Source organism: Calothrix sp. PCC 6303 (assembly GCF_000317435.1).
Classification (GTDB): Bacteria; Cyanobacteriota; Cyanobacteriia; order Cyanobacteriales; family Nostocaceae; genus PCC-6303.
Genome location: NC_019751.1, coordinates 1,142,610 through 1,165,783 on the forward strand (window position 1 = coordinate 1,142,610; position 23,174 = coordinate 1,165,783).

The window sequence follows — 23,174 nt, forward strand, 5'->3', positions numbered from 1 at the left end:
ATTTATTATTTGAGGTATTAAGAATGACTAGTGTGTATCAAGAAAGTCAAGATAATGGACATCACCTAAATGAAAATCATGATTTAGAAAATGCTAACTATGATCAGGATTTGATAACTCCTTTATCTAGCGAAGATTTGCCTGATGCAAATTCTATGGAAAAACAGCTGCAAGCATGGAGATATAAATTTGCAGGAATTGCAAAAGTCATGCATGAGTGCAGTGATGTAGAAGCATTAGCAAGAATAACTGTACAGGAAATCCGAGAGAAATTTGGTTGCGATCGCGCTTTGGTTTATCGCTTTGATACGACTGAATCTGGTACTGTAATAGCTGAGTCTAAAACTAAAGGCTGGACTCCCACTGTAGGGGAAAATATCGCTGCTATTTTCTTTGGTTTAGAAACTAATGAGGAATATTGCGAACCTGTAATTGTTGAAAGCAGTGAAAATACTGATCTATTTCCTTATCAAGTACAATTATTAGAAAAATATCAAGTTAAATCAAGCCTAGCCATCCCCATTACTTTCAATGAAGTAGTTTGGGGTTTATTAGTTATTCAAAGTTGCTCAATGTCGCGTCAGTGGCAAGAGCTAGAAATTTATCTAGGTTCCCAAATAGCGGGTGAACTGACAAATCATCTCAAACAATTCCACCTGAAGACGAATCTGGATAAGGAAATTAGTCAAAATCAATCTCTGAACAAAGTTATCAGTAAGATTCAGAGAGCGCCGAATCTGGATAAGATTTTCCAAACAACTACCCAAGAATTACGGCAAATCTTCCAGTGCGATCGCGTGAGCGTTTATCGCTTTAATTCTGATTGGAGTGGTGAATATGTCGCCGAATCTGTGGCGGGTGGCTGGAATGCCTTAGTAGGCTCTGGAATCACCACCATTTGGGAAGATACCCATCTTCAAGAAAACCAAGGTGGACGGTATCGCCGTCATGAAAACTTGGTAGCAGATGACATCTATAAAATGGGTTATGCTCCTTGTCATATCGAGATGCTTGAACAATTTCAAGTTCGCTCATATGTGACGGTTCCCATCTTTAATGGAAATCAATTATGGGGTATCTTAGCTACTTATCAAAATGCTGCTCCCCGTCAGTGGCTAGAAAGTGAGGTGAGATTATTAGAGCAATTTGGTGTGAATTTGGGTGTTGCGATCGCACAATTTGAATCACTCCAGCAAACTCAATCTCAATCTCGCAAAATTGCCAGTATTGCCGAACGTCAACAAAGCTTGATGGCTTTAACCCGAAAAATTGGTGAAACCTTAACCGAAAAAGCTGCTGATGCTTCGGTATTTGATCGGATTCTCCAAACTACAGTAGCAGAAGTTCGTCGCTTATTAGCAGCCGATAGAACTGTTGTCTATCGCTTTAATCCTGATTGGAGTGGGGATTTTATCGCTGAATCGATGGCTCCAGGTTCATTACCTTTCCGAGAAAAGCCAATAGATCAAGCTTTACTAAAAGAAAATGGTCATTGTGATAGCCTACGTAGCTTGACATCCATCTACAAAGAGAAAGACACCGAAATGCAAGATAGCAAGGGTGGACGCTACAAACAAAAAGGTGCTTTTGTAGTTAATGATGTTTCTCAAGCTGGATTTCCTTCCTGCTATCTGGAATTACTGGAACAGTTTGAGGCAAAAGCCTATCTGACGATTCCCATTTTTAAAGAAGATCAGCTTTGGGGTTTGCTGGCTACTTATCAACATTCCTCAACCCGCAATTGGGAAGAATTTGATGTCAGTATGATGCAGCAGATTGCTGTTTTGTTAGGGGTCTCAATTCAACAGGCTGAAACCTACCAAAAGTTACAGGAAGAATCAGAAAAAGTTAGCAAAAGTGCCGAACTTGACAATGCGGTGACTAGAGTCGTGGAGACAATTCGCCAATCTCTAGATTTGGATAAAATCTTTAACTCCACTACCAAAGAAGTGCGATCGCAACTCAAAGCAGACCGCGTAGTTATATTCCGTTTTAACCCAGATTGGAGTGGTGAGTTTATCGCTGAATCGGTAGCTAAAAATTGGGTACGTTTGGTGACTCCCGATAACAACGTAGTTTGGGCTGATAGCTACCTCCAAGAAACCAAAGGTGGACGCTACCAAAACCGCGAGTATTTTGTCGCAAATGACATGTATGAAGCAGGTCATGCTGAATGCCATATTGAGATTTTGGAACAATATCAAGCGCGTGCCTACGTAATTGTACCTATTTTCAAAGGTGAAACTCTTTGGGGCTTGATGGCTGCATATCAAAACTCCGCACCCCGTATCTGGGAAGAGAATGAAATTAACTTGTTGATGAGGGTTGGTGATCAATTAGGTGTGGCAATCCAACAAGCTCAGTATCTCCAAGAATTGGAAGAAAAGAACCAGGAAATTGCCCTAGCTGTCGAACGCGATCGCGCAGCGGAAATAATCGTCGATCAAATTCGTCAATCCCAAGATATTGAAAGCATTTTTGACTATGCTACAGAGGAAGTGCGATCGCTATTTAAAACTGATCGGGTTGTAGTCTATAAATTTAATCCCGATTGGAGCGGTTTATTTGTTTCTGAATCTGTTGGTGATAAGTGGGAATCACTCCTAGAGAAACAATATAGAATTCCTCGCTTGCAAGAAAGTATTAGCGAATGCCAAGGAATGGGAAACTTGTTTGCTAGTAGCGAGCAATCAGGAATAGGTAAAACTGTTACTGATACTTACATGCAGCAAACCAAGGGTGGTCAATTACGCGATCATAAAGCTTATGTTCGCAGTGATATTCATAACTCTGATTTCTCCTCCTGTTACGTCAAAATTTTGAATGAATATCAAGCCAAAGCTTACGCAATTGTTCCCATTTTCCAAGGACAGAAACTTTGGGGAATGCTAGCTGCATTTGAAAATTCTGCCCCTCGTGATTGGAAAGAGTCAGAAGTTAGGTGTTTGGCGAGAATTGGCGATAAATTAGGAACTGCACTCCAACAAGTAGAGTATGTGCAGCAACTAGAAGAAAAATCCCAAAAAATCGCTAAAACTGCGGAACGCGATCGCAAAGCAACGGAAATCATCGATCAAGTTCGTCAATCCCAAGACATCGAAACCGTATTTGACATTGCTACCACTGGAGTGCGATCGCTATTTCAAACCGATCGGGTTGCGGTATACCAATTCAACCCTGATTGGAGCGGTATGTTTGTTGCCGAGTCGGTTGGTGATGAATGGGTGTCATTAGTTGAAAAACAACAGAAAATTTCCCGCTTGCAAGAAAGTATTAGCGAATGTCGAGGAATGAGAAGCCTATTTGCTACCAGCGAGCAACCTAGAACAGGTAAAGTTCTTGCTGATGCTCACATGATGCGAACCGAAGGTGGTGAATTGCGTGAGCGTAAAGCATACGTTCGCAGTGACATCCACAACTCTAACTTCTCATCCTGCTACGTCCGTACTTTGGATGAATACCAAGCCAAAGCTTACGCAATTGTGCCAATTTTCCAAGGACAAAAACTTTGGGGAATGCTAGCAGCATTTGAAAACTCGGCACCCCGTGAGTGGGAAGAGTCGGAAGTTAGCTGTTTAACTAGAATTGGCGATCAGTTAGGGATTGTACTCCAACAACTAGAATACGTCCAACAACTGCAAACCCAATCAGCCCAGGTAGTTGAAGCGGCTGCACGAGAGAAGGAAGCCAAGGAATATCTCCAAAAAGGTGCCATGAAACTCCTATCTGCTGTGCGTCCAGCGTTAGATGGTAACTTAACAGTTCGCGCACCAATCACAGAAGATGAACTGGGAACAATTGCTGACGCTTACAACAACACCCTCCAAGCATTAAGACAAATCGTCATCCAAGTTCAAGCTGCGGCACAACAAGTTGCTCAAACCTCTGCTCAAAGTAATGCGTCTCTAACTACACTCACCCACTCGGCACAGCAACAATCTAAGGAAATTCAAGAATCTTTGTTTGAAGTACAACAGATGGCAGATTCTACCTTAGAAGTTGTAAGTAACACTGAGTTAGTTCAGTTAGCTGTTCAACAAACCAAAGAAACTGTGGAATCTGGTGATGCAGCGATGGATAAAACAGTGGAAGCAATTCAAGATATCCGTGATACTGTTGCTCAAACTGCGAAAAAAATTAAGCGATTGAGTGAATCATCACAAAAAATCTCTAAAGTTGTGAATCTAATTGGTAACTTTGCTACCCAAACTAACGTCCTAGCGTTGAATGCGGCAATTGAAGCAACTCGCGCAGGGGAATACGGTAAAGGTTTCGCGGTTGTTGCCGATGAAGTTCGCTCGTTATCTCGTCAGTCAGCAGCGGCAACCATCGAAATTGAGAAGCTGGTGCAAGATATCCAAGAAGAAACGGGAGCAGTTTCTATTGCGATGGAAAATGGGATTCAGCAAGTTGTGGCAGGTACTGACTTAGTTAATGAAACTCGCCAAAACTTGAATGCAATGATCTCTGCTACTGGAGAAATTAGTACATTACTCCAACAAATTACTGAGGCAACTCAAGGACAAATGTTACAGTCGGTTTCAGTGACAGCATCAATGAAGGATATTGCGAAAATGGCAAATAAAACTTCATTAGAAGCAAGTAATATTACTAATGTGTTCCAAGAGTTGTCAGATATGGCACAGGAATTGTTAACAAGTGCAAGTAAGTTCAAGGTGAATTAGATTTTAGATTACCCTGCGAGTTAATTAGCTCGCAGTGGTATTTCTAAATTTTTGATATTCATTTGATATTCAATTTATACATTAGTTAAAAGTATTTTATTACTTAATTAAACAAACAGATTATCTAGTAAATAATTATTTTCTTCTTTGAAGTCGAACAGTAAAAAACATCTTAAATACATTATTTGATTAATAACAATATCTCCTATGTCAAATCAGAAATAAGAACTTCTCAACCTCAAACATCAAAATATTAATATGATTACTGACTCTTCTATTCGTGAACAAGGCTACATTTATTTTCTCACTGAAGCTCCAGAATTATTACATATAATTGAAGAAGAACTCTTCAGTTTAGTAGAAAACTGTAGCACGGCAAAAGTTCATAATTTGATGCGAGCAACCCACACAATTAAAGGTGGGGCTGCAAATGTTGGATTAGAGACTATTAATAAAATTGCCCATTCTCTCGAAGATATTTTTAAAGCACTTTATAATCCAGATATTCAGATTGATACTGAGTTACACACTTTATTGTTTCAAGCTTTTGAATGTTTACAGTTACCTGTAACAGCAGAAATCACGAAAACGAAAATTGATGACCACGAAGTTTTGCAACGTGCAGCATCGGTATTTGCCATGTTGCAAACAAAGCTAGGAGATGCTTTTGGAGCAGAGACATATATTCCCACTTCCGAGGAGTTGGGGTTTGATATCGTCTTATCAATTTTTGAAACAGGTGTTTCTCAACGAATTGATAGTATTGCCGAAATTATCCAAACATCTCCAGCACCAGAGCAGCTTGCTGAGTTTATGCGATCGCAAGCTGAAGTATTCTTAGGTTTAGCTGAGTCATTAAATTTACCCGGATTTTGTGAAATTGCAGAATCAATACAGTCAGCAATCACAGCAAAACCGTTACAATCTTTGGAAATTGCTAAGTTAGCTTTAGCCGATTTACAAGCAGCCAGAACAGATATCATGGAAGGTGATCGGACTCGCGGTGGAACTCCCTCACCTCAGTTAAAACAGTTTGCTCAAAATCAACCCATAGTTGAAGTTGAGACTCATAATACAAGTAATAATTATCAATATTCTTTAGAAAATAACTTACAAGAATCAAGTTCTTTACGTGATAAAATTGTCAAGTTATATGATTACTTGATCCAACCTAGCACAACAGATAATGAATCACTCAAGCCAATTGTTGCCAAGTTTTATCTAAAGATAATTCGCTATCTTCTTGGTTGGTTTAACCACGAGTTAAATATACCTGAAAAAGAATTAGATTTAATCCTGCTTATTCCCAAAGAACTGACTGAGGAGAGTTTAGAGTATATTGATTCCTGGTTAAGTGACTTTTTTACTTTTCTCGAAGATGCAGGTGATAGCACTAGTCTGAATATTTATAGACAAGGAGTCATTATCAATGTTCTTCTAGTTGTTGCTAGGTTTAATCATTATCAGAATACTTTAAATGATGATTTAATTACTCAATGGTTACAAAATCAAATTAACCGCCTAGTTCAAGATTATAAAAGATTTCGTCCCGTATCACCAGAGGAAAAGAATTGGGTTGATAGTCCAAAATTACTCAAACTGTTAGAAATAAAAGAAATTTCACCACCTCCAAATTCCGGTTCTGATGATATGGAACTAATTTGGGGAGAGGAATTAATTAGTGAACCAGATATTACGGAAGAGCCTAATATTTCCACTGAGGATGCTCCTTACAATCTTGATGTACATGAAGATGAGATCTTAACAGAGGATACTAATACCTCTTTACAGGTGACTGATGAAGCATCAGTTCAATTAGTAACTGAACCAGTTGTAGAAATTTATCCTGAAAATATTCCTCAACCCAAAAAATCAGAAAACATTCAACAAAATAGCAACAGCCCTAAACAGCAAACATTTGTACGTGTTGATGTTGATGGATTACAGCGACTTAATTATCTAGCTGGTGAGTTATTAATTTACCAAAAAAGACGAACTTTATATGACGAACAACTCAAAAAACTCATCGGACAATTATCTGAACAACTGAGTAATCATCAAGGAACTCTCAATTATTTACGGGAATTGCCTCTACAAATTCAAAGCTTTAAATCTGCACACAAAAATAGCGTTCAATCTGTAGATTTTGATGTCTTAGAGATGGATGATTATACTGAATTTCATCTTTCTGCTCATTCAGCTTTAGAGGAAATATTACAACTTCAGGAAACCATCGAGTCATTAGACGTGATTGCCGATCAATCAAATCAAATTCATGACAAGCAGCAACGTCTTAGCCTTGGTATTATTGATCACTTAGTTGAAGCTCGTATGGCTCCATTAGGGAATATTCTAAATCGTTTCCCGCAAATGGTGCAAAATTTGGGAAATCTCCACAAAAAATCTGTAGAAATGGAGTTAAGTGGTACACAGGTATTAGTTGATAAAGCGATATCAGAGAAACTGTATGATCCATTATTACACTTAGTTCGTAATGCCTTTGATCACGGAATTGAAACCTCAGAATTAAGACGCGATCGCGGTAAGTCTGAAAAGGGTACAATTAAAATCCGTGCCTATCACCAGGGTAGTCAAACTATCATCGAAGTTAGTGATGATGGTCAAGGCTTAAATTTTGCCAGAATTCATCAAAAAGGTGTGGAATTGGGTCTAATTCCCAACACCGACGTTTACAGTAATTTTGCTAGTAGAGAAGAAGAACTTCTAGATTTATTATTTTCTCCAGGATTTTCCACAGCAGGTAAAGTCAGTGAAATTTCTGGACGTGGTATCGGTTTAGATATTGTCAAAACACAGCTAAAATCACTCAACGGTTCAATTACTGTTAATTCAGTACCTGACCAAGGGACTACTTTTATACTTAAAATACCTTTCTCTATGACTACCGAGCAATTAATGATTGTCCAAGCTGACGGTGTAGTCTATGCACTATTACTGGACAGTATCGAGAAAATTCTACTGTCATTCCCAGAACAAATCAAAGAATTTGAAGGTCGAAAAGCTCTATTTTGGAATGATGGCAAAGAGAATTCGATGGTAGCTTTACGCAACCTCTCCGAATTTATGAATTATAACTGTGCATTTACCAATAGTGCCAGTATTAGTAGTAAGACAATGATGCAGGATAGCGGAGAGATGGTTAACCCAATCTTGATGCTGCGTCGCAATCACGAAATCATGGCAATAGAAGTAGATCAGATTATTGGTGAACAGGAGTTAGTTATACGTCCGTTGGGGAATGCGATCGCACCACCCAAATATGTGTATGGTTGTACTAGCCTCGCAAACGGTAATCTCGTTCTAGTAATCGATGGTTCCCTACTTCTAGAAACTCAGGGAATGCAAGCTAAACTTGATAAAATGGCTCTATCAGGTAGTTCCTTAAATAAGACTAAAAGTCTAGCATCAGCAGCAATGCCATTACTACCAGCTTCTTCTGTAGAGTCTGAAAGCAATCACTTTGCAAAATCTTCTCGAACAATTTTAGTAGTTGATGATGCAATTAGCTTAAGGCAAACAATTTCCTTGACTTTACAAAAGGCAGGTTACACAATTTTACAAGCGCAAAATGGTGTAGAAGCTTTAGAACAATTACAGCGTCATCCGGAAGTGAAACTCATAGTTTCGGATTTAGAAATGCCTCGAATGAACGGCTTTGAGTTATTATCAAATATTAGACAGCATCCGAGTATTTGCCAAAAACCAGTAGTTGTTTTAACTTCACGCAGTTCTGAAAAACACCGTAAGCTTGCTGAAGCTTTAGGTGCAAATGCTTACATGACCAAACCATATTTAGAAAATGAGTTTTTATCAACAGTTGATGGACTGACTAAAAACTCTATCGATGGTTTAACTCATGTTTTTGTCAAAAGTTAAGTTACAGCAGATTACAGGTAAATGAGGTCCAGAGATGAAGAATCAAACTCTGGTGGTACGGGCATCTTGCCCGCTGCGGGTGTACCTCAATCAGATAAAATTATACTGTAAGGGACTTTCAACAAAATAATTCCCCAATAGATATATTGCTGGGACAGGCTTCTAGCCTGTTTTATGCAGGCTAGAAGCCCGCACCACATGAGGATTTTTTAAATTGGAAGTCCCTAAGTAGTAACTTGCAATGTAGGGGTTTAGCAATGCGCTTTACCCCACTATAGGCTTTTCTTATACCAATTCAAATAATGATTGCAACACATCAAACAGTAGAGACGTAGCAGTGCTACGTCTCTACAAATATCTATCTGTAGCATTGTTTTTTCAAATTGGTATTAGATTTCTAGAACTTACGCATTGACACGAAATACAAAATATGGGTGCTTGAAAAAAAGACATTTGTCGTAGGGGTTTAGCAATGCTCATTGGTGTCAACTTAAGCAAAAAGGGTCGATTTAGATGTAATCTCAAAATATTGTTTTCGATGTGATAGGTGATACATCATGGCAAAAAAAAGACCAGCTAGAACAGGAAACCCCGATCTGCGTCAACAAAAACATGTGCCAACACCATCCATTGAAGAAATCGAGAAACAGATATTTTCATTGCTATCGCCTGCAAACTTCAAACCCCTAAAATCCTATGAACATAAAAAGGAACAAGAGGCAGAACAAAAGAAAAAATGGCGAGACAGAATATTGACTCTGCCAGTGATGATGGCGATAGTAGTGAGTCTAGTGTATCGGCAAATTCCAGGATTAAGAGAAGTAATTAGAGTCATCTCACAAGAGGGATTGTTATGGGTGGAGCCGATGCTGGTGAGTACTCAAGCATTGTCAAAACGATTACGAACACTGCCAATAGAACTGTTTGCAGAAATATTTGAGCAAGTAATGGCGAGAATTAGTGTACAACCCAGAAATCAGGTAGTACCAGAGAATTGGAAGCCAGTATGTGCAGAGTTCACAGCCATCTGGATTGCAGATGGGTCAACACTCGAAGCACTCAGAAGAAAACTCAAAGCACTCAAAGGACAACAAAAAACACTGGCGGGGAAAATCATGATGGTGGTAGAGGCGTTTAACCATCATCCAGTGACAACCTGGTATACAAACAACAGTAAAGCTAATGATAAAACTTGGTGTGACAAATTACTTGAGCGTTTACCAATTGGTGGATTGCTAATTTTTGATTTAGGGTTTTTTAAATTCCCTTGGTTCGATGCATTTACATCATCTGATAAGTTTTTCTTGACACGACTACGAGAAAAAACTTCTTACAAGGTGATTCGTTGTTTGACCAATGCCCCATTCTACCGTGATGAAATTATTGACATGGGAGAATACCGTTCTAACCCTTGTCAGCGTCCAGTTCGCTTAGTTTCTGTGTTGTGGGGTTCAACTTGGTACTACTACCTGACAAATGTACTTGACCCCCAAAAGTTGTCTGCACAGCAGGTCTGTGAATTATATCGCAGGCGTTGGCGTGTTGAAGACGCATTTTTGCTCACAAAACGACTTTTGGGTTTGGCTTATATTTGGGTTGGCGATACCAACGGCGTACAAATCCAAATTTTTGCCACTTGGATTTTTTATGCTGTTCTCAATCAATTGTGTATTGATGTGGCTGTGGCTTTGAATCAACCATTAGACCTTATTTCTACTGAAATGGTTTTTCGTAGTTTATACCATTTCTCTGCTGCTGTTCTCCGTGGTGAGGCGGCTGACGTTGTGAGCTATCTTGTGGAACGTCACAAGCTGTTTGGATTAGTCAAATACAGGCGTAAGCGCCATCGAGAGATTGACGCTTACACCCAACAAATTTGGGCTTTATCTTCTTAAGTTGACACCAATGAGCAATGCTAAACCCCTACAGCGCGGCTTGATGTACGATAAGCCGGAGGCTTGACGCTTCGCGTATCGAAGAATGATTAATAAGAGCCTGAAATTGCCTATTTTCGTGGAAACATATCATGGTTAATTTGTGTAGTGCGTAAGTCCTAATTTCATATTTTGTCTTTCCTGTCAATCCAGAAGTCCTAGTTATGTAAACCAGTTATAATTAATAATTATCAGATATCCATTTATACCAACTATCTAACCCTTCACCTGTCGTCGCAGATAGTTTAAAAATTTGGATTTGAGGATTGACTTGTAATGCATATTCAATACATTTTTGTACGTCAAAATTAATGTAAGGTAATAGATCGATTTTTGTCAAAATCATAACTTGGCTATTACGAAACATCTGTGGATATTTGATTGGTTTGTCTTCTCCTTCTGTCACTGAAAGAATCACAACTTTCGAGTTTTCTCCCAAATCAAACAAAGCTGGGCAAACAAGATTTCCAACGTTTTCTATCATCACAACAGAATCTAATGGAGGGTTTAGCTGTTGCAAACCCTGATCAATCATTTCTGCATCTAAATGACAACCTGCACCAGTATTAATTTGGACAACTTTACAACCTGTATCTTGAATTTTTTTAGCATCATTAGTTGTTTCTTGATCGCCTTCAATTACACTAATAGTTAGCTGGCTTTTTAAATCATTAATAGTTCGGGTCAATAAAGTTGTTTTACCAGAACCTGGAGAACTCATTAAATTGATGGCTAAAATGTTTCTACCTTTAAACCAACCACGATTTTGAGCAGCTATTAAGTTATTTTTAGCTAAAATATTTTGTTCTAAAGATATAGTTTGATTGTGTGAATGAATTGCAGTTGCTGCTAAAGTTTGCTGTTCATGTGTATGAGTTACTACAGTCCCATCTGCTAAAGTATGAGTGTGTGAATGTTGATTGTGATGATGGTGATGGTGTAAATGATCATGAGATTCAACTAATTCTACTTTTCCATTTTCCAAATTAGTAACTGTGACTTCTGCATCATCTGAACAACCGCAAGTTACACACATAATTTTTCTGATATCTGAGATAAATATTTGTAAGTCTTTGAGATTTTACTTATTAATAAAAATTAGGAAGAATGCTATTTTCTTTGGAAAGACAGATTATTGATTATAGAACTTACCCATAAGTAATGCGATTGCGTCATTAGAAGTAATAGTGTGAGATTGCTTCCCTAAACTGACTCGAAAAGCGACATGCTGTTCGTTTCTTTTATGCCCTATGCTTTGCGTTTTGGTGGCAATGGGAATTTTGATTTGCGTAGGTTCTATTTATATTAGAAAAATCTCAGACTGGAAACTGTTCATAAAAACACAGAATTAGTAAAAAAAACTAAATCTGAATGATGAAAGCAGAATGTTAATTTCTGTGATGTTAAGTACAATTTTGATTTGATTATTGTTGGCGTAGCCTGTGCTTTGCACTTAAAAATTTAAGTATATGTAGGGTATACGCACCAAAATATGGAAGACGGTGCGTTACACTTCGTGACAACACAACGCCAGTCACCTTATGTCGGGGAACCCCCCAACAGTGCTGGCTCCCCTACCTGTGTTTCATAAATCAAATATGAGTCCTATAATTGAATAGCAAAGCTATCTCGTTGATGAAAATCAGCTACTTGAGCAGAATGACTTATTGCCCAATAACTCAGGGTTTCATCTTTAAATTTAATTACACTGGTGATAGAAACATCTAATAAATCATTTATAGAAATCAGCGATTCCAAATCAAATTCTAAGGTTAATAATAAAGTATCGGCTTTTTGATCAAACCTAAATGGGAGAAATTTGATAGTGTTTTCCTCTCTCATTCCTTGACGATAGTCGTCAAATCTATAAATATTCCAATTACCATTTGGAGAAAGATTAAATTCCCAGTACCCAGGAGAATCTTTAATTCCTAAAAACAACTCAAAACATGTTTCTTCCCAAAGTTCATTTTGACGAATTGGTAAATTATTGCCTTGAGGTATGATAACTTCTGCTATATCACCAATAACTTGATAGTTAATTACCAACTTATTGCGATTTCGCGCAATATTTCCGATAATTTTTAGATTCAATCCTAAATCTTGGATTTGCTGTAGTTTAAATGGTAGTAGAGAAAAAGCTTGCTGATTCATCGAAGTTCGTGGATGATGTTACAAATAGAAACTTCCTGAGATTCAATACTTTCGGTAAGTTTGAATTGTACTAACGCTCTGGCTAAATTGTGTTCTGGATATTTAGTTTTAAAATAGATATCACCAGCTAAATGATCAGTAAAAAATCGTAGTCCCAATTCAAACGCAATCAAACGAATACCGTCATATATATATTTGTAATCAGCATCTGTGAGAAAATTTTTGGCAACACCAAGATAACCTTGGAGTACAGTTTGACAAATATCAGTATCAAAAACAACATTCTCCCAGGTTTGAGTTTCTTCTCCTAGAGAATTGCAACTAGAACGAAGACAATCACCAATATCATAATGGATTAAACCGGGCTTAACTGTATCCAAATCGATGATGCTAATGCCTTCCCCCGTGACATTATCAATCATGATATTATTGACTTTGGGGTCGCCGTGGGTTGGACGCAAACATAGTTGTCCTTGAGATTTGCCATTTTCTAAGACATGCGCCCAGTTTACGCGATCGCGTACAAAGTCTAAACAGTATTTTACGTCAGTTGATGGATTTTTAGGGTTATGTAGTTGCAAAACCTGATGATAATTTTCTAAATATCTAGGTGTAATATGGAATCCTGGTAAAGTATCAGCCAATTGTTCGCAGGGTAAATCACTAATCAGGTTATGAAACATTCCCAAAACGTAACCCACCTCATTCCCATGCTGATTATCCTGAACTGTATCAAAGGTTGTCGCACCTTCAATAAAACTAATCGCTCGCCAAAATGAACCGTTAGAATCAATTATGTAGTCCTGCTGTTCCTGTGTCTTCAATACCAGGGGGATTTCCCAGCGACGGTTATTAGCAAAAGGATATTTTTTGACTTTTTGATCAATATGCTGGGTAAAAACATTCATGTTCTGCATCACTAACTCTGGTTGATGAAAAACTTGAGTATTGATTCGCTGGAGAATAAAATGCTTGTTTTCAGAAACATCCAAGGTGACTAAATAGGTACCGTTAATATTTCCATTCCCAAATTCTTGGACATCAATCACGGAACCATATAGTTGAAATTCCTTGGCAATTTTAGTTAGATTATTCAAGGCTTTGCTGTTGAAGATAGTTGATTACAGCAATTTTAATCTATTTGAATCACACATCAATACCAAAACTGTGTTTGGAAGTTCTAGCGAAACGTCTCGATGAAAAATAAATAGACAAGGTTTTAACTTCATTTCACCTGATTCTCAGGGAAAAATCAGGAATCAGATCCATGCTGATAAATAAGAAAGGCAGAGAAACTATTGACATCAAATTCAGATGTTTCAAGTGATTCTATAGCCTATCAAATTAACACTTTAATCCCATCCCTTTTCACTCAAGGATTTCAAAAATCATGCAACTCAAAAATATCGCCACAATTGTCGCTCTTACAGGTTTTATTGCAATTGGTAGTGCTTCAGTCAATGGATTTAACTCGCAATCAAATCAAGCAGTAGCAAAAGAAATAAATATAATGACAGTCAAAACTTCTCAAAATAATGCATCTGTCAAAGAGGCAAAAAAAGATGCAACAGGTTTGACTGTTTCTCAAAAAATTGAAATGCTAACTAAGCACAAAGGTATGTTTGGTAGCGGAGATGAGTTACGTCGTTATTTCTTTGGTGATTTAGACCCAATTTCTGTTCAACCAGGTGGTGCGGGGATGGTTGTGAATTTATATAATAAAGCTAATAATACAACCTTTGCTTATTGTTCTACTTATGATGTAGTAGTTGCTGTCAAATCAGGTAAAGTAAAAATGTTTGAAGCTAGTGAAGTTAAATAATTAACGAACTTTGGGGGTTTAAGAGACTTCCAAATAAAAAAATATCCCAAAATTTATTGTGGTGCAGGCATCTTGCCTGCTACTAATGCAAGAACAGGCAAGATGCCTATCCCACAATATTGGATCATCTTTTTTGTGGAGTCCTCTAAGTCCCTTACCTAACGATGGCAGCATGTTGTGTGTCTATTACTTAAACATGATTTAAATCATAGACAACAGAGCAGGAGAAATAGACATCTCTAGAAATGTTTTTCTAAACTTATTCATTAAAGGTTTTTAGAAACACATAATTTCTTCCAGAGATGTCTAATTGCTTTCTAAGCTCTTTTTTTATCTTGTTTGAAATCTTGCTTAAAGCTGAAATCATCATCATCATTACTTGTCACAATACCGTGAACCCCAATAGCTGCAATCAATGCACCGATAAATCCCCAAGTACCATCGCTAAAAGCGTTGATACGATGTGACAAACTGCGATGATAGGCAAAATCCAGTTGTCGAGTACTGCCACCTCCATCCCGTGCTAATCTTTCGATATAGTCTTCGGTTCTGTTTAGGGCGTTGTAATCGGCATCATAGGAATAAAGTGACGAACCCATGATGATTAAACCGGGAATTACAAGACTAATTAAGAGAATTGCTCTACCTGCACTCATACGACCTCGTTGCGTGATATATGCAATCATGCTGACATAGGCATATATTTATGTTCGTATCTGACAAACAATTGCCAATTTGCCAAAAGGTTGTGATTTTACAGATTTTTTTGGGAACAATACTGTTGGTTTTTGCAGCCTGCTTTTGCTTAATTTAACAGTATGAAACGCTTGAATATCAAAAGAAAGCAATTATTTTTAGGATTGGTTGGGGTTTTGAGTTGTGCTTTTTACATCTTGATGGCTTCTTTGTCAACACCAACATGGGGAGAATTACCAGTAGAGAATGCTCCAATTGAGACATTGCGGCAGCAACAAAAACAGGTAAAGCAGCAAAAACAACAAGTTATTCAAGAACGCGATCGCATAACCAATTTACAGGATGCAGCCCAAACTCGTCTTAATGGTTTAGAGCAAAATCTCCAAACCACAGAAAATCATATTCAAGATAGCGAAACTCGCCTTCAGCAAGCAACTACACGTCTTCAACAACTCCAAGCAGATTTGGCTGTGGCGGAAAGTTCCTATGCTGCAAGACAAAATGCTACAGTGGCGCGGTTACGCTTCCTGCAACGTTCTCCCACTAGTCTTGGTTGGACTGTTTTACTTCAAAGTCGCAGTATCAATGACTTTTTGAACCGTCGGCAACATTTGAAACAAGTTTACCAAGCAGATCAAAAAATTTTACAGGTATTGACAGCCGAAGCAAACCAAATTATTCAACAAAAAACTGGTGTTGAACAGGTAAAAAACGAAATCGATTTGATTCGGCAACAACTATTAGCCCAAAAAAGTGACTACCAAACCCAAGCCGCATCCCAGCAAGAACTAGTGCTGAGATTAAATAGCGATCGCATTGCCCTCGCAGCAGCCGAAAATCAACTAGAACAAGATTCCCAATCTTTAACCAGCCTGATTCAACAGAAAATAGCAATTTCCCAAGCCCGTGAAGCAGCAGCAAAAGCCCTAGGTAAAAAATTCACCAGCGGTACTGGTATCTTTGGCTTCCCTAGTGACGCTAGTATCAGTAGTTCCTTTGGCTGGCGAATCCATCCCATTCTCGGCTATCGTCGCTTTCATTCTGGAATCGACTTTGCAGGTAATTATGGTAGTCCCATTCGAGCGGCAGATTCGGGAACTGTGATTTTTGCTGGCTGGTACGGTGGTTATGGAAGAGCCGTAATTATCGATCATGGTAAAGGCATCAGCACCCTTTACGGACATAGTAGCGAACTATTTGTTACCGAAGGTCAGTCAATCCAACGTGGACAGCAAATCGCCGCCATCGGCTCCTCCGGATTATCCACAGGTCCCCATCTGCACTTTGAAGTCCGTCGGGATGGCACGCCAATTGACCCCGCAGGGTTTTTATAAAACTCGTTTGACACAAGTCAAATTTTCAAATACTTCAAAATATCATCATATAAACCCCCCTCGTTGGAGTAGAGGGCGTAATTTCGAGCGGTTGCAAACCATTCTTTCGTGGAGGGTTTAACGCTGGCTGCTGCTGACACCAAATCTTTTGTGATTAATGGTTTGGGAATTCCAAATTTAATTGCTTCCTGTAACTTCCTTTCCACTGCCACATCAACCACTGCTTTTAAATCTGCACCGGAAAAATGTTCAGTCTTCTTACTCACATAATTGTAGTCAATATCATCAACAGGCTTACCTTGACACAGTAACCTTAAAATTGATTCTCTACCGACTCTATCTGGTGGTGGAACAAATAGAATCCGGTCAAAACGACCCGGACGACGAAAAGCACTATCTAAGTGCCAGGGGGCATTTGTAGCAGCTAAAATTAAGACCCCATCATTGGAACTTTTGACACCATCCAATTCTGAGAGAAATTGATTGATCACCATTCGACTAGAACTTTGTTTGAGATCAGTTCGATTGGCTGCAAGTGCGTCAACTTCATCGAAGAATAACACGCAGGGTTGGTGATCGCGGGCTTGTTCAAAAATTTCGTGTAAATTGCGCTCACTATTTCCTAGCCACATGTCGAGAACATCATTGATGCCGACTGAGATAAAATTGGAATGTGTTTCTCCAGCGGTGGCACGAGCTAAGTATGTTTTTCCACATCCTGGGGGACCATAAAGAAGGATTCCACCACCAATGGTTTTACCGTAAGCTCGATATAATTCTGGTTTGGTGAGAGGATAAATTATTTTCAGGCGAATTTCATCTTTAACTGTATCCATTCCTCCGACATCTTGGAAGGAAACTTCAGGACGTTCTAAATTGCTATCGCCAAACTCCATTAAATCATCCGTAGTTGGATCTGTGACTCGATTCGCAATTGCATCTCGACTAGGATAATTTGGCTCAATTCCCAAAAGTTGGGCTAAATCCAAATCAGCCACTTTGTTATCAACTGCGATCGCATTTTCATATTGTCTCGTAGCCTGCTGTAATGCACCGGCATTTAACAACAAACGGGCATGGAGTATGTAGGCAAGCGCTGGACATTCGGAACGTTTAACTAAATCCTCAACAATCACCAAACTTTGAGATTGTTTTCCCTGTTGATAAAAACTTTTAGCTAAACCCAGCTTTAAATCCACGGCTTCTGGTTTCAAAACTAAAGCATAGCGATATTCTTGCTCGGCTTCTTGAGCTAATTCTAAACTCAAAAGCGTATCTGCTAAATGTTGTCTGAGGGGTACGTTATCGGGAGAGAATTGTAAAGCCTCACGCAAAGCCCGTACCGTGTCCTGGCTAGTGGTCATATCGGTTTTTACTTAGTAGGTCGCAGAACCAATCAATTATTTTAAGGCAGTAAATCCCATCATAAGCAATTTAAAATCTAAACATGACCCCTGAAAAGGCTCATAATTTAAGCATAACAAGCGCTAGGGATATTTATAGCGCTGATGCTTTGAGTTTGAATAAAGCACAACTTAGGACAAACAGTTATTTAGGGACTAGCTGCGCTACAAAGCATCCCAATCTTTTCGGGCAAGACTTCGGCATGAGCGCTCAGTCCTTCCACAGGCTCAGGAACCATCGAACGCTGCCCAAACCATAGAATATTTTATTTACTTCTGAACTGGCTTGAGATTTCTCGCTTTATAAAACATCTCCAAACTGCGGGTATCACCGACAAAACGCCAGTGCCATGGCTCATAACTTACACCTTGGGGGTTGTCTTTGGGAAAGGACATCTCAAAGTAGAATTTGGGAGAATTTTCTACTAACCATTGATATGCTTTGGTTCGCTCGAAGTTGCTGTTTAAATTTGTTGATGGAACAGCCCCATCTCCAATGTCAACTGCGTAACCTGTGTGGTGTTCGCTGTAACCAGGGGGTGCTGATAAAGAAGCCCGTTCTGCGGGTGTTTGGTTGCGTTGGGCAGCAATACCAAAAAATAGGGTTTCTTGTTCTTTAATAGAGCGAAATGCCGAAATTGGTACTAATTTTACTCCTGCACTGCGGGCTGCTTGTTGCATTGCCAAAAATTGCTGTGCGGCAGAGTTGATCATTCGATAACGTCCATCGCTAGAAATGGCTGCTAGTTCTGACTCTGGGGCTTCTGTGTAGGGTAAATGTCCTAGTAAAGAGCCATTTACTTTGGCTTGATCAGTATCCGGGTCACTTGGTGATGGTTCAGCCACCGTAGATGTAGCTGGTGGTGCTTCCTGACTAGCCTTGTTTTTGGGTGCGACGCTTGCGCGACGTGAGTCGTTGGCAAAAAACAAAAAACCACTGAGTGTTGCCAATACAATAAACCCTACAGTTCCACCCAAAATCAAAATTGGTAATCGAATGGAGGTTTTCGGCGCTACATCAGGGGTATCGCGTAACGCTGCCGGGATATCGTCACCGGAATTGGGAGATGATTTTTTCGGCTTTCCTGAAAAACCAGCGTTACTCAAGGGCTAACTCCTGTTTTGTTGCAATGACCATAAACCATAACGATTGTAGACTGAAGAGTAATTAACACAAATATCTAAGTGAGTGGTGAGTAGGAAGTAGGGAGTAGTAAAGAAGACAGTTACATGTACGATGGTGATTTTTTCATTTGGACTGCCTCTTTTGACTAACGTCGGAAATTATTTTTTGATCAGAACAACGTACAAATCTCACTCCTACTTTTTCAAGTTGCCTCCTTTGTCCCCGCGTTTTTTCTTCTTTCTCCTATTTTTTCCTATCATCCGCCAATAGTTTATCTTTTCTTGAAATGGCAAATCTTCCAGAACTATATATCAAGTTGGTGGGATTAGTATTGCTTGGTTTTATCCTAGGACGCATACTACCATCAATAGTCCCGCTTAGATTGGGACAGTTTCTTTTTTGGTTTGGGGTTCCCATCAGTGTCGTGGCATTTCTCCGCAAGGCTGATTTGTCAGGGCAAATTTGGGTTGCACCTGCGGTTGCATATGTTGCGCTTTTTCTGGGTGTTGTTTTAGCTTGGTTGGCAATTAAGTGTCAAGGGTATTTTGGTAAAAAGCAAAAAACCTCATTGCCTAAGTCAACCCAAGGTAGTTTAATTTTGACATCAATGGTAGGAAATACAGGCTATCTGGGTTATCCGATCGCCTTATCAATTGTTGGGACTGAATACTTTGCTTGGGCTTTATTTTATGATCTTTTAGGAAGTACCATCGGTGCCTATGGTTTGGGGGTGTTGATAGCTGCTTGGTTTGGTGAAGAGCAAAAAAGCTACTGGCAAATGGCTAAAGTGATTTTAATTAATCCGACTCTATGGAGTTTTGGATTGGGTTTACAGTTGCGGCAGGTGCATTTATCTAGCTTAACTATTTTATGTTTGGATACTTTGGCTTGGACAGCTTTGACTGCGGCTTTAACTTTGATTGGGATGCGGCTAAGTCAAATTCAATCCTGGGATAGTTTGCCTTTAGCTGCTGTGAGTGTCGCCGTCAAGATGATAATTGTCCCTTTGATCATCAGCGCTTTTTTGCCCCTATTGGGAATTACTGGGAAAACAGCCCTAGTTATTATTTTACAGATGGCAATGCCTCCAGCGTTCGCTTCCTTAATCCTGGCTGAAGCTTTTAATCTTGATCGGCAGTTGACTGTCAGTGCGATCGCGCTCGGCTCGGCATTCATATTATTAACTTTACCAGTTTGGATCCTGATTACTGGCAACTAACAAAACATCATTTCAAAAAAACTTGTTGACTCCCGAAAAAAACTGCTATGATAGTTGGCTTGTGGGAAAACTAGTAGAGGTATTAAATGACCTCAGTTTACTAGTTAAATTCACACAACAAAACAAAATTGTCAATTTTTTTATGTTTTTTGTAGGAAGAACAAAATGGAAGATTTGCGTTATAAAGTTGGCGGCGGTACCGTGAGCGAATTAGCAGTTAATGGTGTTGATACCAGCTTTGTTTCCGAACCTAGTACAACTAGTGGAGTTGCAACTATTCAACTCGAACGTTCCCAATCAGTTAGACTTCAACTCAAATCCGAAGAAGAATTAAAGTCTACTCTTACCGATTTTTCTCACGATTGTCCACCAGCACCTGTTGGCGTTCACTGCATATTAGAACTCTACAATTGTCCAACAGAGTTGCTCAATGATATTGAGTTCATTAAACGGACTTTAGAAGAAGCTGCTACAACTGCACAATCAACCTTGCTTGATAAAATAGCACATCAGTTCACCCCATATGGTGTTACTGCTCTAGCATTATTAGCAGAATCCCATATCTCGATTCATACATGGCCCGAAAATGGCTATATTGCTGCTGATGTGTTTACTTGTGGTGAACATGCAAGACCTATTGAAGCTTGCGAATATCTTGCCCGTTCTTTTAAAGCAGGTAAGCACCTGTTGATGAAGTTACCTCGCGGTCAGTTTTCACCAACATCACAACCAAGAGTTGAGATTCTGTAGTAGTTTCTAACAATTAAATATATCTCAGTTATGCGAAGTTTGCGCGACTTACGTCGCGCAAACTTCGCATTGCATTTACAGATATTATTTCCGTGATTTGATATCTCACCGTTTTTCATAAAATGAGAAACACGGTTTTGTAGCTATTGGTAAAAAACGCTTGTCTGTCGATTTAGGTGCAGAACGTCTGATTAGTGCCGAAAACGCAACTAGAAAAATCCTGGTTGAGGTAAAGAGTTTCGTGGGACAGTCTGACGTGAAAGATTTGGAGCAAGCTCTGGGACAATATGTTCTTTACCGCCAGATTCTGGATGAGATGGGTGATGCGCGAATTTTATACCTCGCTGTTTCTCAAGTCACTTTCAATAGCGTGTTTACAATAGAGTTAGGGCAAGTTCTGCTCAAGAACCAAATTGTCAAATTAGTTGTCTTTGATGATGAAAGTGAGGCAATTGTAGGATGGATACCCAATTAAAATACAGAGAAATCATTAAAAGCGTTCTCCGAAACCATGCAGACGATCGTACAGCCGTACCTGATAGTTACCAATCTAAAGTACTATTTGATGAGGATCGCGGGCAATATTTGATTTTAGATATTGGCTGGAGTGGCGATCAATACCTCCATGCGACACCGATACACATCAGTCTAATAAATAACAAAGTTTGGATTCAATATGATGACACTGAAGAGGGTGTAGTTGGTGATTTGATGGCAGCAGGTATCCCGAAAGAAGATATTGTTCTTGGTTTCCGCCATCCTAAAGTTCGCCAGCATACAGGCTTCGCGGTAGCATAGATGACTGAGAGATAAAAACGAAAGAACCCCGACTCCTTTAAAGAAGTCGGGGATCTCGCTAATCTAACCTGTCACTAAAACTTGATTGAGGTTAGAGATTCTAAAGAGGATCTCAAGGTGTTGAAGAATGAATTTTGTTCTTGACGATCACTGAGCATCTTCTCATAGACAGCCAGGTATCCATCCACCATTCTTTCCTTGCTGAAGTTATTAACCACATGGTTGCGGCATTCTTGGCGGTCTAATTCCAAAGCTTTCGGAATCATTGCTGCCATTTCTGCGTAGGTTTCGCAAACGAAACCAGCTGCTCCATTGAGGATAACCTCTGGGACAGAACCCATGTTAATCCCAATTACAGGTGTACCAGCCGCCATCGATTCCACCATTACCAAACCAAAAGGTTCTTGCCAGGTGATGGGGAATAATGTGGCACTGGCATTACCCAGTAATTCGCCCTTTTGAGCATGGTTCACTTCACCGATGAACTCGATTTGTTTACCATCTATGTGGGGTGCTATTTCGCTGTCAAAAAACTTTTTATCAACAACATCTACCTTCCCAGCCATTTTTAGGTGCCATCCTGTTTCTTTGGCAATGGCGATCGCATGTTGTGGACCTTTCTCTGGGGAAAAGCGCCCTAGAAAAGCCAGATATGGAGGTTGCTGAGGCTTGGGGTTGAAAGTATAGGCATCTGTGTCAATACCATTGTACACAGTGTTTATGTAATTTAAATCAAGTTTTCGTTGAGAGTTACTGATGCTCACATACGGTTGTGTCCGATGCAAAGAGAAAACCCGGCTACTGTCCTTGGTGAACTGTCCATGGAGAGTATGAACTGTAGGAGTAGAAACCATCGCTGCTAAAGCTAAAGACCACACCCCTACATGGGAATGGATGATATCGAATTCAGCTGCCCGCTGATAAACCTCACTCGCCTCGTGCATCTCGTACATTATGTGTTCTTTAATGTCGGGATCCAAGCGTAAAGCACGAGGGTAAACAGGCTCTAAGCGTGCTAGCGTCTGGGAATCACCCGATGCGAACAATGTCACATCGTGTCCGCGACGCACAAGTTCATCGCTTAAAAGACTCACTACCAACTCAATTCCACCGTAGGTAGAAGGCGGAACTGTTTCCCACAAGGGAGCAATCTGAGCAATTTTCATAGCTTGTACTGGTTCAGTAGGTAAAAGTCCTATTACTAGGGCTTCGATCCGAATTGCTGAAATTAGATTTATTGTGACTAATAAAGTCACTCTAAAGCTTGCAATACGGTTGTTACGAACCGTGAACAACTCCTCCAGTTGTATTCAGGTTTGTTACATCGTAAACATACATTACAGCTATAATTTAGTT

16 protein-coding genes are annotated in these 23,174 nt (G+C 39.4%); 9 read left to right on the forward strand and 7 right to left on the reverse strand.

Features of this window, described 5'->3' with window-relative positions; genetic code table 11:
- Positions 1–23: 23 nt before the first annotated feature.
- The 3 genes from CAL6303_RS04700 to CAL6303_RS04710 all read left to right on the forward strand — a co-directional run bounded on the left by CAL6303_RS04700 (position 24) and on the right by CAL6303_RS04710 (position 10,477).
- Positions 24–4,685 (forward strand): GAF domain-containing protein, encoded by a 4,662-nt coding sequence (locus CAL6303_RS04700; protein ID WP_015196690.1) that lies wholly within the window; start codon positions 24–26, stop codon positions 4,683–4,685.
- A gap of 258 nt (positions 4,686–4,943) precedes the next feature.
- Complete coding sequence (locus CAL6303_RS04705; protein WP_015196691.1) at positions 4,944–8,582, forward strand: hybrid sensor histidine kinase/response regulator; 3,639 nt, start codon at positions 4,944–4,946, stop codon at positions 8,580–8,582.
- A 557-nt stretch (positions 8,583–9,139) separates the two neighbouring features.
- Positions 9,140–10,477, forward strand: a complete 1,338-nt coding sequence (locus CAL6303_RS04710; RefSeq protein WP_015196210.1) for an IS4 family transposase — start codon at positions 9,140–9,142, stop codon at positions 10,475–10,477.
- A 220-nt stretch (positions 10,478–10,697) separates the two neighbouring features.
- Here the strand turns inward: CAL6303_RS04710 and hypB are convergent, their stop codons facing one another.
- From hypB to CAL6303_RS04725, 3 genes are all read right to left on the reverse strand, one after another.
- Entirely contained in the window at positions 10,698–11,552 is an 855-nt protein-coding gene (gene hypB / locus CAL6303_RS04715) for a hydrogenase nickel incorporation protein HypB (RefSeq protein ID WP_015196692.1), read from the reverse strand.
- A 569-nt stretch (positions 11,553–12,121) separates the two neighbouring features.
- On the reverse strand, positions 12,122–12,670 hold the full coding sequence (locus CAL6303_RS04720) for a DOMON-like domain-containing protein (RefSeq protein ID WP_015196693.1): 549 nt from the start codon (positions 12,668–12,670) through the stop codon (positions 12,122–12,124).
- Positions 12,667–13,767, reverse strand: coding sequence for a phosphotransferase enzyme family protein (locus CAL6303_RS04725; protein ID WP_015196694.1), 1,101 nt, complete (start codon positions 13,765–13,767; stop codon positions 12,667–12,669). Before CAL6303_RS04725 ends, CAL6303_RS04720 begins: the two co-directional genes overlap by 4 nt.
- 293 nt (positions 13,768–14,060) lie before the next feature.
- On the opposite strand from CAL6303_RS04725, the gene CAL6303_RS04730 reads away from it, so the two are divergent.
- Entirely contained in the window at positions 14,061–14,492 is a 432-nt protein-coding gene (locus CAL6303_RS04730) for a hypothetical protein (protein ID WP_015196695.1), read from the forward strand.
- Between the two features lie 317 nt (positions 14,493–14,809).
- On the opposite strand, the gene CAL6303_RS04735 is transcribed toward CAL6303_RS04730, so the two are convergent.
- Positions 14,810–15,148, reverse strand: coding sequence for a hypothetical protein (locus CAL6303_RS04735; RefSeq protein ID WP_041740270.1), 339 nt, complete (start codon positions 15,146–15,148; stop codon positions 14,810–14,812).
- A 162-nt stretch (positions 15,149–15,310) separates the two neighbouring features.
- Here CAL6303_RS04735 and CAL6303_RS04740 point away from each other — a divergent pair, with 162 nt between their 5' ends.
- Positions 15,311–16,522: a murein hydrolase activator EnvC family protein gene (locus CAL6303_RS04740; RefSeq protein ID WP_015196697.1), complete on the forward strand. Its 1,212-nt coding sequence runs from the start codon at positions 15,311–15,313 to the stop codon at positions 16,520–16,522.
- A gap of 17 nt (positions 16,523–16,539) precedes the next feature.
- Here the strand turns inward: CAL6303_RS04740 and CAL6303_RS04745 are convergent, their stop codons facing one another.
- Together CAL6303_RS04745 and CAL6303_RS04750 are read right to left on the reverse strand one after the other, a co-directional pair.
- On the reverse strand, positions 16,540–17,886 hold the full coding sequence (locus CAL6303_RS04745; protein WP_015196698.1) for an ATP-binding protein: 1,347 nt from the start codon (positions 17,884–17,886) through the stop codon (positions 16,540–16,542).
- Between the two features lie 309 nt (positions 17,887–18,195).
- Positions 18,196–19,032: a D-alanyl-D-alanine carboxypeptidase family protein gene (locus CAL6303_RS04750; protein WP_015196699.1), complete on the reverse strand. Its 837-nt coding sequence runs from the start codon at positions 19,030–19,032 to the stop codon at positions 18,196–18,198.
- Positions 19,033–19,337: 305 nt separating this feature from the next.
- Here CAL6303_RS04750 and CAL6303_RS04755 point away from each other — a divergent pair, with 305 nt between their 5' ends.
- The 4 genes from CAL6303_RS04755 (at position 19,338) to CAL6303_RS04770 (ending at position 21,818) form a co-directional block, all read left to right on the forward strand.
- Entirely contained in the window at positions 19,338–20,270 is a 933-nt protein-coding gene (locus tag CAL6303_RS04755; RefSeq protein ID WP_015196700.1) for an AEC family transporter, read from the forward strand.
- Positions 20,271–20,435: 165 nt separating this feature from the next.
- Positions 20,436–21,020 carry an adenosylmethionine decarboxylase gene (gene speD, locus CAL6303_RS31380; RefSeq protein ID WP_015196701.1) on the forward strand — a complete coding sequence of 195 codons (585 nt, stop codon included), beginning with the start codon at positions 20,436–20,438 and terminating at the stop codon, positions 21,018–21,020.
- Between the two features lie 145 nt (positions 21,021–21,165).
- Positions 21,166–21,495, forward strand: a complete 330-nt coding sequence (locus CAL6303_RS04765) for an element excision factor XisH family protein (RefSeq protein ID WP_083866293.1) — start codon at positions 21,166–21,168, stop codon at positions 21,493–21,495.
- The gene (locus CAL6303_RS04770) at positions 21,480–21,818 is read left to right on the forward strand and encodes a XisI protein (RefSeq protein ID WP_015196703.1); all 339 of its coding nucleotides are present in this window, start codon (positions 21,480–21,482) and stop codon (positions 21,816–21,818) included. Before CAL6303_RS04765 ends, CAL6303_RS04770 begins: the two co-directional genes overlap by 16 nt.
- 74 nt (positions 21,819–21,892) lie before the next feature.
- Here the strand turns inward: CAL6303_RS04770 and CAL6303_RS04775 are convergent, their stop codons facing one another.
- Positions 21,893–22,984: a glycosyltransferase family 4 protein gene (locus CAL6303_RS04775; protein WP_041740272.1), complete on the reverse strand. Its 1,092-nt coding sequence runs from the start codon at positions 22,982–22,984 to the stop codon at positions 21,893–21,895.
- Positions 22,985–23,174: the final 190 nt, after the last annotated feature.

What these genes read in the sequence shown, in the direction of transcription:
- CAL6303_RS04700 (WP_015196690.1), top strand. Translation starts at nt 24, where the DNA reads ATGACTAGTGTGTATCAAGAAAGTCAAGATAATGGACATCACCTAAAT.
- CAL6303_RS04705 (WP_015196691.1), top strand. Translation starts at nt 4,944, where the DNA reads ATGATTACTGACTCTTCTATTCGTGAACAAGGCTACATTTATTTTCTC.
- CAL6303_RS04710 (WP_015196210.1), top strand. Translation starts at nt 9,140, where the DNA reads ATGGCAAAAAAAAGACCAGCTAGAACAGGAAACCCCGATCTGCGTCAA.
- hypB (WP_015196692.1), bottom strand. Translation starts at nt 11,552, where the DNA reads ATGTGTGTAACTTGCGGTTGTTCAGATGATGCAGAAGTCACAGTTACT.
- CAL6303_RS04720 (WP_015196693.1), bottom strand. Translation starts at nt 12,670, where the DNA reads ATGAATCAGCAAGCTTTTTCTCTACTACCATTTAAACTACAGCAAATC.
- CAL6303_RS04730 (WP_015196695.1), top strand. Translation starts at nt 14,061, where the DNA reads ATGCAACTCAAAAATATCGCCACAATTGTCGCTCTTACAGGTTTTATT.
- CAL6303_RS04735 (WP_041740270.1), bottom strand. Translation starts at nt 15,148, where the DNA reads ATGAGTGCAGGTAGAGCAATTCTCTTAATTAGTCTTGTAATTCCCGGT.
- CAL6303_RS04740 (WP_015196697.1), top strand. Translation starts at nt 15,311, where the DNA reads ATGAAACGCTTGAATATCAAAAGAAAGCAATTATTTTTAGGATTGGTT.
- CAL6303_RS04745 (WP_015196698.1), bottom strand. Translation starts at nt 17,886, where the DNA reads ATGACCACTAGCCAGGACACGGTACGGGCTTTGCGTGAGGCTTTACAA.
- CAL6303_RS04755 (WP_015196700.1), top strand. Translation starts at nt 19,338, where the DNA reads ATGGCAAATCTTCCAGAACTATATATCAAGTTGGTGGGATTAGTATTG.
- speD (WP_015196701.1), top strand. Translation starts at nt 20,436, where the DNA reads ATGGAAGATTTGCGTTATAAAGTTGGCGGCGGTACCGTGAGCGAATTA.
- CAL6303_RS04770 (WP_015196703.1), top strand. Translation starts at nt 21,480, where the DNA reads ATGGATACCCAATTAAAATACAGAGAAATCATTAAAAGCGTTCTCCGA.
- CAL6303_RS04775 (WP_041740272.1), bottom strand. Translation starts at nt 22,984, where the DNA reads ATGAAAATTGCTCAGATTGCTCCCTTGTGGGAAACAGTTCCGCCTTCT.